Genomic DNA, 13,280 nt, shown 5'->3' on the forward strand with positions numbered 1-13,280 from the left:
GAGTGGATCCTGAGTACGGCGGAACACGTGAAATTCCGTCGGAATCCGGGAGGACCATCTCCCAAGGCTAAATACTACCTAGTGACCGATAGTGAACCAGTACCGTGAGGGAAAGGTGAAAAGCACCCCGGAAGGGGAGTGAAATAGACCCTGAAACCGTGTGCCTACAAGTAGTTAGAGCCCGTTAATGGGTGATAGCGTGCCTTTTGTAGAATGAACCGGCGAGTTACGATTACGTGCGAGGTTAAGTTGAGAAGACGGAGCCGCAGCGAAAGCGAGTCTGAATAGGGCGAATTAGTACGTGGTCGTAGACCCGAAACCAGGTGATCTACCCATGTCCAGGGTGAAGGTGAGGTAACACTCACTGGAGGCCCGAACCCACGCACGTTGAAAAGTGCGGGGATGAGGTGTGGGTAGCGGAGAAATTCCAATCGAACCTGGAGATAGCTGGTTCTCTCCGAAATAGCTTTAGGGCTAGCCTCGTGATTGAGAATACCGGAGGTAGAGCACTGTTTGGACTAGGGGGGCATCTCGCTTTACCGAATTCAGACAAACTCCGAATGCCGGATATTTATACACGGGAGTCAGACTGCGAGTGATAAGATCCGTAGTCAAGAGGGAAACAGCCCAGACCACCAGCTAAGGTCCCCAAGTAATCGTTAAGTGGAAAAGGATGTGGCGTTGCTTAGACAACCAGGATGTTGGCTTAGAAGCAGCCATCATTTAAAGAGTGCGTAATAGCTCACTGGTCGAGTGACGCTGCGCCGAAAATGTATCGGGGCTAAACGATTCACCGAAGCTGTGGATGCATACTTTGAGTATGCGTGGTAGGAGAGCGTTCTAACAGCGTTGAAGTCAGACCGGAAGGACTGGTGGAGCGGTTAGAAGTGAGAATGCCGGTATGAGTAGCGAAACATGGGTGAGAATCCCATGCACCGTATGACTAAGGTTTCCTGAGGAAGGCTCGTCCGCTCAGGGTTAGTCGGGACCTAAGCCGAGGCCGATAGGCGTAGGCGATGGACAACAGGTTGATATTCCTGTACCACCTCCTCACCGTTTGAGAAATGGGGGGACGCAGTAGGATAGGGTAAGCACGCCGTTGGTTGCGCGTGTTCAAGCAGTAAGGCGTGTATGTAGGCAAATCCGCATACTATAACGTTGAGCTGTGATGACGAGCTCGTATGAGCGAAGTTCCTGATTTCACACTGCCAAGAAAAGCCTCTATCGAGGTGAGAGGTGCCCGTACCGCAAACCGACACAGGTAGTCGAGGAGAGAATCCTAAGGTGTGCGAGAGAACTCTCGTTAAGGAACTCGGCAAAATGACCCCGTAACTTCGGGAGAAGGGGTGCTTCTTTGGGTGCATAGCCTAGAGAAGCCGCAGTGAATAGGCCCAGGCGACTGTTTAGCAAAAACACAGGTCTCTGCAAAACCGTAAGGTGACGTATAGGGGCTGACGCCTGCCCGGTGCTGGAAGGTTAAGAGGAGCGGTTAGCGCAAGCGAAGCTGTGAATTGAAGCCCCAGTAAACGGCGGCCGTAACTATAACGGTCCTAAGGTAGCGAAATTCCTTGTCGGGTAAGTTCCGACCCGCACGAAAGGCGTAACGATCTGGGCACTGTCTCAACGAGAGACTCGGTGAAATTATAGTACCTGTGAAGATGCAGGTTACCCGCGACAGGACGGAAAGACCCCGTGGAGCTTTACTGTAGCCTGATATTGAATTTTGGTACAACTTGTACAGGATAGGTAGGAGCCAGAGATCTCGGAGCGCCAGCTTCGAAGGAGGCGTCGGTGGGATACTACCCTGGTTGTATTGAACTTCTAACCCATGCCCCTTAGCGGGGTAGGAGACAGTGTCAGGCGGACAGTTTGACTGGGGCGGTCGCCTCCTAAAGAGTAACGGAGGCGCCCAAAGGTTCCCTCAGAATGGTTGGAAATCATTCGTAGAGTGTAAAGGCATAAGGGAGCTTGACTGCGAGACCTACAAGTCGAGCAGGGTCGAAAGACGGGCTTAGTGATCCGGTGGTTCCGCATGGAAGGGCCATCGCTCAACGGATAAAAGCTACCCCGGGGATAACAGGCTTATCTCCCCCAAGAGTCCACATCGACGGGGAGGTTTGGCACCTCGATGTCGGCTCATCGCATCCTGGGGCTGTAGTCGGTCCCAAGGGTTGGGCTGTTCGCCCATTAAAGCGGTACGCGAGCTGGGTTCAGAACGTCGTGAGACAGTTCGGTCCCTATCCGTCGTGGGCGTAGGAAATTTGAGAGGAGCTGTCCTTAGTACGAGAGGACCGGGATGGACATACCGCTGGTGTACCAGTTGTCTTGCCAAAGGCATCGCTGGGTAGCTATGTATGGACGGGATAAGTGCTGAAAGCATCTAAGCATGAAGCCCCCCTCAAGATGAGATTTCCCATTACGCAAGTAAGTAAGACCCCTGAAAGACGATCAGGTAGATAGGTTCGAGGTGGAAGTGCGGTGACGCATGCAGCTGACGAATACTAATCGGTCGAGGACTTAACCACATTTTATTGCACAAATTCAATGAAACGTTTATCCAGTTTTGAAAGAATGAAATTCTTTTACATAGGCTTATTTAAAGCCCACTATAGTGAAGTGATGATGGCAAAGAGGTCACACCCGTTCCCATACCGAACACGGAAGTTAAGCTCTTTAGCGCCGATGGTAGTTGGGGGCTTCCCCCTGTGAGAGTAGGACGTCGCTTCGCTAGAATATTGGAGGATTAGCTCAGCTGGGAGAGCACCTGCCTTACAAGCAGGGGGTCGGCGGTTCGAGCCCGTCATCCTCCACCATTTCTAAATGCCGGTGTAGCTCAGTTGGTAGAGCAACTGACTTGTAATCAGTAGGTCGAGGGTTCGACTCCTTTCGCCGGCACCATTTAGAGAGCCATTAGCTCAGTTGGTAGAGCATCTGACTTTTAATCAGAGGGTCGAAGGTTCGAGTCCTTCATGGCTCACCAGTTTTATAAAATTATACATACTGTCAGAATAAATAGATCTTAAGCATTTTGCGGAAGTAGTTCAGTGGTAGAACACCACCTTGCCAAGGTGGGGGTCGCGAGTTCGAACCTCGTCTTCCGCTCCAAAATGCCGGGGTGGCGGAACTGGCAGACGCACAGGACTTAAAATCCTGCGGTGAGTGATCACCGTGCCGGTTCGATTCCGGCCCTCGGCACCATTTTATAATTCTTATCTCTAATAATGCGCGCCCGTAGCTCAATTGGATAGAGCGTCTGACTACGGATCAGAAGGTTGTGGGTTCGACTCCTGCCGGGCGCGCCATAATATATTTTTACTGACATATTCGGAATGTAGCTCAGCTTGGTAGAGCACTTGGTTTGGGACCAAGGGGTCGTAGGTTCGAATCCTGTCATTCCGACCATTATTAATGGGGCCTTAGCTCAGCTGGGAGAGCGCCTGCCTTGCACGCAGGAGGTCAGCGGTTCGATCCCGCTAGGCTCCACCATTTATATTTTATTCCCTTTGGAGGTATACCCAAGTCTGGCTGAAGGGATCGGTCTTGAAAACCGACAGGCGGGTAACACCGCGCGGGGGTTCGAATCCCTCTACCTCCTCCATTTTTAATATTTTTACTTTAGATGTTGGTCCCGTGGTGTAGCGGTTAACATGCCTGCCTGTCACGCAGGAGATCGCCGGTTCGATCCCGGTCGGGACCGCCATTTTTTTTATGGGTTTGTAGCTCAGTTGGTAGAGCATTAGATTGAAGCTCTAAGTGTCGGCGGTTCGATTCCGTCCAAACCCACCATACTATGGGCCTATAGCTCAGCTGGTTAGAGCGCACGCCTGATAAGCGTGAGGTCGATGGTTCGAGTCCATTTAGGCCCACCATAGTATTATTCCGAAGTAGCTCAGTTGGTAGAGCATCCGGCTGTTAACCGGCAGGTCGCAGGTTCGAGTCCTGCCTTCGGAGCCATTGGCCCGTTGGTCAAGTGGTTAAGACACCGCCCTTTCACGGCGGTAACACGGGTTCGAATCCCGTACGGGTCATATACACTTGAAAGAAAGCACATTGCAGATTTTGCAATGTGTTTTTTGTTATTTTAAAAATGAATTCAACATAGGGAATTATCTGAAATACTGAATGTTAAGGAGTTTGAAGAAATGAGTATGATAGCCTATATAGGCTTTAATTTTCCGATAAAACTAAATGAAGGTGATGTAGAACATGAATATGAAGTTGACTATGTTTGCCCCGATGCAGAACATCTTAACATAGCTAAACAAAAGCATTTTACGACACCCTATATCTTTGAGATTTTACAATTTGCAAATCCTATTTGGGAATTGACGAACTATAATAAGGTTTATTCTCCACATAACTATGAAAAATCCAAAAAAAATTTTCTCGATTTATGTCATTATCTAAAAGAATTGCTCCCGAAAGGTGATATTTGTGAAATATACATCTGCTGGGACGGAGAAGAAAATGAAGAGCTAGAAGTTGAATTGAAGATTAATTTAAATGATTTACAAATTGAAGCCATTGAAATATATGAAAAGTGCTTTATTCATTTAGAAAACTAAAAGGTTAAATTTAGTATGAGTATTGTCATGGAAGGAAAATAATTAGAGGAACTTAATTTGTTGAGCTCCTCTAATTATTTATTTCAAAGTCAACAATTAAATTTAACAGAGCCTTTTATTTAGTAAAGGGCCATCAATAAAAATGAAGGTTACCTGATAGACTGTCCAGCTGCAATGAGACCATACAAATAGTAAATCATACAGCTATTACAACTTTATACTTTAATAGAAAACATCCTACAGACAAATCGCTTTCGGCATGGACGATTTATCGATGTAGGATGTTTTTTTGAGATATATTATAAAAGGGATGCGTGGAAAATTGTTCAAAGTTCAATTGTTATACTATGTGATTATAAATGAAGAATTTTACGTTCTATAAAAATTGGGCAGAATTTTTATAGATGCTGCATTAACGGAATGCAGCTTTAAATTCTCCAGTCACTTCCTGGTGACCATTATTCGACTCATACGCTTGCTCGATCTCTAATTCAAAACGATCCATAATCGGAATATCGTTTACAGAGAATAAGTACGAATCTTTTGAAGCATAGTGCTCATACCAAGCCCAGTTTGGAACGACAAAGTAATCGCCTTTTTTCCAGTCAAAGCGTGTACCGTTAATAACTGTATAGCCTTCACCTCTATGCACTTGATAAACAGTAGAATGCGTATGGCGTAAAGCTTTTGTATGCATGCCAGCTGGTAAGTGCTGCATACGTGTACCTAATGTCGGGTTGGCTGCTTTACCTGTAGAAGGATTAATATATTCAACAGCAAAACCATGATGCGGGTCCGGATCAAATGACATTAAGCCTTTAATTCCTTCAACCGTACGATCCCATTTATAGTTGGCAAGTGGTGCTACTGTATACTTGTCATCTCCGACAGGGCGTACCATTCCTCCACGATAACGCTTTTCCGTGAAGTTATCCGGAATATTCGGCTCTTGTAAACCGCCTTCATAAGGATCGAAGAAAGTACCGCCGATTCCGTATAAAGTCGGGATATCCAGCGCGTCTGTCCATAACATCGGCTCATCGCCAACGTGTTCATGCCCGTGCCATAAACCTTTAGGTGTAATTAAAAAGTCGCCTTCCTCCATGAAAATACGTTCGCCTTGTACGATTGTGTAGGCGCCTTGTCCTTCAGAAATAAAGCGCAATGCTGATTGAGAGTGACGATGAGATGGGGCTTTTTCACCCGGTAACAGCATTTGTACCGCTACGTAAATCGTTTGTGTAGTAGATGCCCAACCCCATGGCTGACGATATGTTAATCCTGGATTTTGGAAATAGATTGCACGACGTTCTCCACCACGATCTGGTGTAAAGATTTGTGCTGCTTCGCCCATTTTCTTTTTAATTAGTTCATCACTCCAAAGGTAAGCTTGTGCTTGTGGCTTTGGTGTATGATTCATAATTTCCGGAATGGCTTCCCAAAGTGGACCTAAATGATATTGTTCAATGTCTTTCGTAAAATCTTTTACCGTGTCACTTTTCATAAACTCTTTTACTTCTTCTGATACTCCTGCCATACATCTTCACTCCTTTAATAGTAATTGTGCAAAAAGAATACTAGACCGTATTGAAGGTTATACACTTACTGGCACATTTGCAGTTGCTACTTTGTTTTCCAGAGCACCAACTTTATCAATTTCGATGCGGACAACATCGCCGTCTTTCAAGAAAGTCGGAGGATTCATTGCAACCCCAACACCACCTGGAGTACCTGTTAAAATTACATCACCCGGCTCTAATGTCATTAAGTTAGAAAGGAAAGCAACTAGCTTTTGTACAGAAAATACTAAGTTAGCCGTGTTCGTTTGCTGGCGTACTTCGCCATTCACTGTCAATACAACAGATAACCCTGATGGATCCGGTAATTCATCAGCTGTTAATAAATAAGGTCCCATCGGTGCAGAACCGTCTACTGTTTTACCTTGCAGCCATTGTAATGTACGACGTTGGATATCACGATAAGTCACATCGTTCGTAATTGTATAGCCGGCTACGTAATCCAGGGCGTCTTCTTCTGAAACATTACGGGCTTGTTTGCCAATAACAAATGTAAACTCTGCTTCATAATCAAGCTGTTCAGAAATCGGATAGAATGGAATATCATCATCAGGCCCTAAAAGTGTATTTGCAAATTTAGCGAAAATAACTGGATGTGTTGGTAACTCACGGCCCATTTCCAGAATATGCTCACGGTAATTGTGACCTACACAAATGATCTTTCCTGGATTTAATACTGGTGCTCCAACATGTACTTCGTTACGATCAAAAACCGCTTTTGTAATAGAAGCATTTGGATTCTCTAAAATGAAGTCGACAGCTTGTTGCGCCAATTCAATAGATTTTTTCCCGCCTTCATAAATACCATCTGTAGTTGCCGGCACATAAGCATGGGCAATCTCCTTATAACGGTATTCACCTTCTGCTTGAAGTTTTGCTTCAAAAGCATGGTTTAAATCGATTACTTGTTCCTTCACAATCGCTCCAGCACGTGTAATACCGTTCACTGTATAGTTGACTAATTTCATAATTATCCCCCTTTATCGAAATAGAATACAAAGTTCTCTATTTAAAGAAAATATAAAGTACTTTAGGTAGTAAAGTCAATATTTTTCAGAAAAATCTTTTAAATAAGTGATTTAGGACCTATTAAAATCAATTAATTATCAGTAAATTTAGAAATATTATTGACAAATGTTTCTCTTTTACGTTACATTTTCATTATAAGTAAACAAAGTTCTCTATTTATAGAATCGGAGGTAATGATATGACAAATATTAGTGATGTAATTGTAGTTGGTGGGGGAATTGGCGGTTTAGCGACAGCGCTTTCAATAGTACAACGCACAGATAAAACGGTAGCAGTATTAGAACAAGCACCTGCATTCGGAGAAATAGGAGCAGGTATCCAATTAGCACCTAACGCACTGCATGTATTGGACCAATTAGGTGTTAAAGAAGAAATATTAAATGTAGCGGTCGTACCGAAGCGCTTAGTGCTAAAAGATATTTATACGGCAAAGGAATTAGCTGTACTTGATTTGACTGACGGTTTCCAGGAGCGTTTCAAGCAGCCGTACGTTGTATTGCACCGCTCGGATCTACACCGTGTTTTATATGAAGCATGTTCGAAAAATAACCGTATTTCATTTAAAAACGATGAGCAAATCCAAACAGTATCACAAACGCCAGGTCAAGTAACGATTACAAACCAACGTGGTGAGTCCTATACAGCAGAAGCAGCAATCGGGGCAGATGGTATTAAATCAAATGTACGTAAGCTATTTTCTCAAGACGAAATGATCTGTTCGGAATATGTAGCATACCGTGGGACATTACCGATTGAAGAGATTACTGCTGAAGGCGATATTGCAATGGATGATGTGATTATGTGGATTGGACCGAACTTACACTTAGTACAATATCCTGTTCGTCGCGGTGAGTTATATAATCAAGTCGTTGTTTTCAAAACATATGACTATAAACCGGAAGGCGACTGGGGGACTCCGGAAGAAATGCAACAACGCTTTGAAGGTGCACATCCGGATGTAGAGCGTGCGTTAAAGTATATTTCGACTCAATTCCGCTGGCCGATGTTCCACCGTCTGCCAATAGAAAACTGGACAGATGAAAATGTAACACTATTGGGAGATGCAGCTCACCCGATGCTCCAATATTTAGCACAAGGCGGTGCACAGGCACTTGAAGATGCATATGTATTAGGAGAAGCTTTAGAAAATGAAGCAACGTACAATGAAGCATTTTTACGCTACCAGAAAGAGCGCCAACCGCGTTCAGCAATGGTACAAAATTCAGCACGTCGCTGGGGTGAAATTATTCATGCAGATACAGCTGACGACCTTGACCGTGCGCTTGTGTTATTACGTGATCATTTATTCGGCAGTCACAAGGAAACAAACTATGATGTAGCAGACTTTTTATATAATTACTTCAACACACGCAAAAGTGAAGTGAAGAGCTGAATAACGGAAAATTAAAAAGAGAAAGGGGATTATTTCCCTTTCTCTTTAAAGCCATATACAGTCGACATTTCTTTACTCATATCAATAATTTGCTGCATCATTTCAGATGAAGTGTCTGTAGGTACGTCCTCTTCAAAGCCAACAACTGTGATGGCACCGACAAGCTCATTTTTGTAATTGAGTATTGGTAAACCGATAGAGGAAACATGACGGACAAGAGGCTCATGTGCAAACGAAAACCCGTTTTTGCGAATTCCTTTCAGCTCGCGTTGAAAAGCCGCAACATCAAAATTGGCAAGTTCATTTTGCTGAGCTTCAATCCAGTTCGTAATTTCCAAGGAATTAGCATAGGCCGCAAAAATTTTTCCTGTAGATGAATTAATCGGCAGTTTCGTACCGACTTGCGCACCGATACTTAAGCCAAAATTCGTATTCCAAATATTTGTGATTACAGGGGAATCATTTACCCAAAGCGATAGCAATGTCGTCATATTTGTGAGATTGCTAAGTTCTTTAAAATAGGGTGTAAGGCGTTCGATAAAATCGTCGTTTTGCATGGCAGCATTCCCGTATTCCAAAAATTTATAGCCGAGTGAATAGCTACCGGTCTTTTGATCACGATAAAGCAAATCTAACTGGATAAGTGTATTTAAATATTTATAGAGATTACTTTTAGAAATGCCTGTTTGTTCCTGAATATCGGAAAAACGTAGTGGGTGGTCGCTTTGCGCAACGACATCGATAATTTGAATACCTAATGCTAATGATCCGATTGTAGTACTGCTTGACATAGTATTCTATTCACCTTTCTTAAAAAGTCATTCAAAATAAGGAGATTATATCATGAAAACTAATGTTATGGAAAAGAAGTTTGAAAGTTTCGAGAAAAGCATCAATAGTATGGTTGATCTAATAAGTATAACAGAGACGGAAGTGCTGTATAAAAAACCATCCGAAGAAAAATGGTCGGTTATGCAAATCGCTACACACATCATCGAAGCAATCGAGTTTTGGGTAGCCGACTTAGAGGCACTCCTAGTCGTACCAGGAGCGAAATGGGGACGTAACCATGAACATGTCCGTCGTTTAGCTGCGGTAGATGAAAATTATGTAGCGACTGTTTCAAAGGAAGAAGCGATTGAAAGGCTCAATGCGCTCATTCCTTTAGTGAACGAAAGCTTTGCAAAAGTGCAACAGGAAGATTTAGAAAAAACTGCACCTAGCTACAACCCGAATTTTGATGGCAAGCCGTTATCATTTTTAATCAACCATCTAATTATTTTGCATACTGAAAGTCACGTAGGGCAGATGCAGCGTCATTTAGAATTGGTACAGCCCCAAAAAATAGAGTAAGAGTCGGAAGTATCCACTGTTTGTTGTGCGTATAGTAAGGTATTATAAAGATACAATAGAGGGGCTGTCTGGAATGAATTTCGGGGCATGCCCTTTCTGCGTATAAAACAGTGGAAGCAGGTGGAAAAGTGGATGCAATAATAAAAACAGGGAATAAAGCAGTCTATCCGATTATTTTCCCTTCTGACTATAGTGGATTGGGGAGTATTAACTGTTATGTCTACCAAAATGGAGAAGACTATACATTAATCGATGCGGGCATTAAAAATGCGGGATTTGAGCAGTTTTTTTATCGGAAATTGAAAGAATATAATATAGAAATTAATCAAATTACCGGTATTATTTTAACTCATTTTCATAATGATCATATCGGGGTAGTAAATCAGATTACGAATGATTACCGGATTCCTGTCTACGCCAGTGAAATTGCCATTCCTCGTTTGAAGTGTGAGGATGATTATTTACAGCAGAAGCTTAGCTTTTACTATGATTTGTATGAGCAATACGGCGTACAGGAATTTGCCCGTGAACGAATGGCAAAAATGGAAAATACACTTCACAATAAAGAACATGTGATGATTCATCCGCAGATTCTAAAACTGGAAGACGGGCAAGAAATCGGAGGATTACGCGTAATGACTGCACCTGGGCATTCGCCGGATTCAATTTGTTTGTTTGATGAGGAGACAGGATGGCTATTCGCGGGGGACTTTTTATTGGCTACTGGTATGACGAATGCTTTAATCGATCATGACGAATCAGGAGACATAACAAACCCGATTAGCCAATATATAGACTCGATTGAGAAAATGAAAGCATACAATGTGCGCACCGTATTTGCCGGACATAAAGAGATTTATGAAAACTTGAATGAAGTGATGGAGAAAAGCTTAAGTAAAATTGAATACAAGCTGCAAAAGGTTGTATCCAAAATTAGTGAAGGAAATCATACGGCGAAACAATTAGGAGAAGCAATCTATGGTGCCCGTTTTGCGAAGTATTTTACATTTATAATTTCTGAAATTATCGGATTAACGCTCCTGGCAGAACAGCGCGGTTTAATTGTGCGTGAGTTGCGGGGCGGGGATTGGTGTTTTTCAGTTACAAGTTTGATTGATCAATGAAAACAGCTGCCCCGGAGAGGCAGCTGTTTTTGTTATAGCGTATTATTTCCATCTCACATAAAGTGTCGTCGGAGTCGTTTGAGGTTGATTCCATTTTGCGAAAGCTTTTGTATACTTACTCGTTGTATAAAGATTGTTCAGCGGTTTTGTATTGATACCAAATTCATATTTAGCAGATGCTTTATTAATGTCGGCGGATTTAATGATCGTTGTTTTCTTACCTTGTAATGTAATGGTTTTCAGCGGATTCATAAGCACTGAACTGAACTCTACTGACTGGACATTTGCAGGAACTGTCAGCTTTTTCAGCTTGTTATTGAAAAAAGCACCATTGCTGATTGTCGTTACTTTCGAAGGGATCGTAATCGAACTCAGCGCATTGTTCGCAAACGCAGCTTCTTTCAATACTTTTATATTTTTAGAAATTTGGACTGATTTTAATTTGTTATTAGCAAATACATACGGTCCCATCGCTGTCACACTGTCCGGTATGACGAGAGAAGTTAACCTGTTCATATCAAAGGCATGCTGGCCAATTGATGTTAACCCGTATTTTAATGAAACAGATGTTAAAGCATTGTCTATGAATGCATATTGTTCGATAACTTTAATGTTTTTAGGAATCGTCACTTTAGTTAACTTATTATCCGCAAACACAAAGCTTTCAATCTCAGTTAGCTTTGACGGAATGGTGATTTTAGTTAATTTATTATCGCTAAAGGCTCCGTACTTAATACTTTGCACATTTTCCGGGAGTGATAGCGATGTTAATTCGTTTGTTTCAAAAGCTTGGTCACCAATTAGCTTTAATGTTGCCGGGAATTCCACAGATTTAAGTTTATTTGTATGAAAAGCGAATCTTTCAATGGTTATGATAGATTTTGGAATTGTTACATCTTTTAGTTTATTGTTCGCAAATGCATTGGCCGAAATAGTTTTTAAACCATCTGACAACGTTAATGCTGTCAAACTATTAAAGGCAAATGCATACTGTCCTATATTTGTTACGCTGTTCGGTAATGATAGGCGCGGCAGCTTATTGTACTGGAATGCACTGTGGCCAATTGTCTGTAATGAATTCGGTAAAGTTAAACTTGTAATTGCATTGTTTGCAAAAGCAAAGTCTGGAATGGTTTTAATGCCTTTGCCGACTTTTACTTGGGATAAGTGGTTTGCGTAAAAGGCTTTTTTGCCAAGGTGCGTAACAGAGTCCGGGATCGAGACGCCGGCAATTTTATTCCTGCTGAATGCTTCCTTACCGATTTTTTTCAAGTTGTTCGGTAAGACAAGAGTTTTCCCTCCAAATATATTTTCACTGAAGCTGAACGCATTGTTGCCGATTACTTCCAAACTGGCAGGAAGTTGAAGCGGCTTATTTTTATCGTAATTAACAGATGCAAATGCATAAGGTCCGATAACACGAATTGTATTTGGCAATGTTACACTAAATGGCTCTTTATTCATTGCTGTGTTAGTAGCCGGAATGATGGAGTGTTTAGTTGTAAAGGCAAATGGTGCGATTTCGGTAACGGGAATGCCGTTGATGGCAGACGGAATATTAAATGACTCAGCGCCTGCATTTTCGTCAAAGCCGGTAATTTTAATTTCCTGTTTCCCGTTATATTCGGTAATAGCATAATATAAATTTTCATATTGGTGGTCCTGATTACTTTGTAAATGAGCAGGTAATGTCACATCTACATTAAGATCGCTGTATAGAGCGCCGACGATTGATGAACCAATTGTTGTGACTGAATCTGGAACAGTAAGGGATGAAATGGAATTCCCCATAAAGGCTTCTGTCCCGATTTCTTCAAGTCCGACTGGTAATGTAACGTTTTGAAGAGAGTTGTTTATAAATGCTCCATCACCGATTCGTTTCAACGTTTTGGGAAAACTAACGGTATGAACGATTCTCTCTTCATAATCAGGCGCATCATAATTAAACCACTCAATATCAATCGCAAAAGCATTATCCGCAATTTCCGTTACAGGAAAGCCGGAGATTGTTTCGGGAATAGTTAAGTTTTTTGGTGCAGAAGAGCCAATAATTCGTACCTCTTGTTTTCCATTTTCAGCTGTAAAAATTACATAATAGAAATTCTTGTATGTCTCATATGGTGCAGCAGTTGCAGAACTGCAAAATCCGATAATAGAAACGAGCATTAACGCACAGGTAATAATGATTTTTTTCATAGGTTAAATCCTTTCTTTATTTTGGAATTAACGTACAGACGGA

The 13,280-nt window shown here is 42.3% G+C and carries 8 protein-coding genes, 14 tRNA genes and 2 rRNA genes (1 of these 24 only partly in view); 20 read left to right on the forward strand and 4 right to left on the reverse strand.

What is annotated here, in order from left to right; genetic code table 11:
- The 17 genes from MHH37_RS01145 to MHH37_RS01225 form a co-directional block, all read left to right on the forward strand.
- Window positions 1-2,525: ribosomal RNA gene (locus tag MHH37_RS01145) — 23S ribosomal RNA — on the forward strand; it begins 404 nt to the left of the window's first position.
- 87 nt (window positions 2,526-2,612) lie between these two features.
- Window positions 2,613-2,728: ribosomal RNA gene (gene rrf / locus MHH37_RS01150) — 5S ribosomal RNA — on the forward strand.
- Window positions 2,729-2,737: 9 nt separating this feature from the next.
- Window positions 2,738-2,813, forward strand: a tRNA-Val gene (locus MHH37_RS01155).
- Window positions 2,814-2,822: 9 nt separating this feature from the next.
- A tRNA-Thr gene (locus tag MHH37_RS01160) sits at window positions 2,823-2,898 on the forward strand.
- A 6-nt stretch (window positions 2,899-2,904) separates the two neighbouring features.
- Window positions 2,905-2,980: transfer RNA gene (locus MHH37_RS01165), tRNA-Lys, on the forward strand.
- 50 nt (window positions 2,981-3,030) lie between these two features.
- Window positions 3,031-3,105, forward strand: a tRNA-Gly gene (locus MHH37_RS01170).
- Window positions 3,106-3,109: 4 nt separating this feature from the next.
- Window positions 3,110-3,198 (forward strand) — tRNA-Leu (locus MHH37_RS01175).
- 27 nt (window positions 3,199-3,225) lie between these two features.
- Window positions 3,226-3,302, forward strand: a tRNA-Arg gene (locus MHH37_RS01180).
- A gap of 23 nt (window positions 3,303-3,325) precedes the next feature.
- Window positions 3,326-3,402, forward strand: a tRNA-Pro gene (locus MHH37_RS01185).
- 8 nt (window positions 3,403-3,410) lie between these two features.
- A tRNA-Ala gene (locus MHH37_RS01190) sits at window positions 3,411-3,486 on the forward strand.
- Window positions 3,487-3,505: 19 nt separating this feature from the next.
- A tRNA-Ser gene (locus MHH37_RS01195) sits at window positions 3,506-3,598 on the forward strand.
- A gap of 26 nt (window positions 3,599-3,624) precedes the next feature.
- Window positions 3,625-3,700 (forward strand) — tRNA-Asp (locus tag MHH37_RS01200).
- Window positions 3,701-3,710: 10 nt separating this feature from the next.
- A tRNA-Phe gene (locus MHH37_RS01205) sits at window positions 3,711-3,786 on the forward strand.
- A gap of 6 nt (window positions 3,787-3,792) precedes the next feature.
- Window positions 3,793-3,869, forward strand: a tRNA-Ile gene (locus MHH37_RS01210).
- Window positions 3,870-3,878: 9 nt separating this feature from the next.
- Window positions 3,879-3,954, forward strand: a tRNA-Asn gene (locus MHH37_RS01215).
- Between the two features lie 2 nt (window positions 3,955-3,956).
- Window positions 3,957-4,028, forward strand: a tRNA-Glu gene (locus MHH37_RS01220).
- Window positions 4,029-4,142: 114 nt separating this feature from the next.
- On the forward strand, window positions 4,143-4,565 hold the full coding sequence (locus tag MHH37_RS01225) for a hypothetical protein (RefSeq protein WP_342574657.1): 423 nt from the start codon (window positions 4,143-4,145) through the stop codon (window positions 4,563-4,565).
- Window positions 4,566-4,977: 412 nt separating this feature from the next.
- Here the strand turns inward: MHH37_RS01225 and MHH37_RS01230 are convergent, their stop codons facing one another.
- Window positions 4,978-6,102, reverse strand: coding sequence for a cupin domain-containing protein (locus tag MHH37_RS01230; RefSeq protein WP_008407936.1), 1,125 nt, complete (start codon window positions 6,100-6,102; stop codon window positions 4,978-4,980).
- A 57-nt stretch (window positions 6,103-6,159) separates the two neighbouring features.
- On the reverse strand, window positions 6,160-7,110 hold the full coding sequence (locus MHH37_RS01235; protein ID WP_342574658.1) for a fumarylacetoacetate hydrolase family protein: 951 nt from the start codon (window positions 7,108-7,110) through the stop codon (window positions 6,160-6,162).
- 239 nt (window positions 7,111-7,349) lie between these two features.
- Between MHH37_RS01235 and MHH37_RS01240 the strand changes: the two genes are divergently transcribed.
- Window positions 7,350-8,564, forward strand: coding sequence for an FAD-dependent monooxygenase (locus MHH37_RS01240; RefSeq protein WP_342574659.1), 1,215 nt, complete (start codon window positions 7,350-7,352; stop codon window positions 8,562-8,564).
- A 29-nt stretch (window positions 8,565-8,593) separates the two neighbouring features.
- Here the strand turns inward: MHH37_RS01240 and MHH37_RS01245 are convergent, their stop codons facing one another.
- Window positions 8,594-9,355, reverse strand: coding sequence for an IclR family transcriptional regulator (locus MHH37_RS01245; RefSeq protein WP_008407939.1), 762 nt, complete (start codon window positions 9,353-9,355; stop codon window positions 8,594-8,596).
- 52 nt (window positions 9,356-9,407) lie between these two features.
- On the opposite strand from MHH37_RS01245, the gene MHH37_RS01250 reads away from it, so the two are divergent.
- Window positions 9,408-9,917: a DinB family protein gene (locus MHH37_RS01250; RefSeq protein ID WP_342574660.1), complete on the forward strand. Its 510-nt coding sequence runs from the start codon at window positions 9,408-9,410 to the stop codon at window positions 9,915-9,917.
- A gap of 128 nt (window positions 9,918-10,045) precedes the next feature.
- A complete protein-coding gene (locus tag MHH37_RS01255) occupies window positions 10,046-11,041 on the forward strand; it encodes an MBL fold metallo-hydrolase (protein ID WP_342574661.1) in 996 nt (331 codons plus the stop codon).
- A 42-nt stretch (window positions 11,042-11,083) separates the two neighbouring features.
- On the opposite strand, the gene MHH37_RS01260 is transcribed toward MHH37_RS01255, so the two are convergent.
- On the reverse strand, window positions 11,084-13,237 hold the full coding sequence (locus MHH37_RS01260; RefSeq protein WP_342574663.1) for a leucine-rich repeat domain-containing protein: 2,154 nt from the start codon (window positions 13,235-13,237) through the stop codon (window positions 11,084-11,086).
- Window positions 13,238-13,280 lie beyond the last annotated feature (43 nt).

It is taken from the genome of Solibacillus sp. FSL K6-1781, assembly GCF_038630735.1.
Lineage (GTDB): Bacteria > Bacillota > Bacilli > Bacillales_A > Planococcaceae > Solibacillus > Solibacillus silvestris.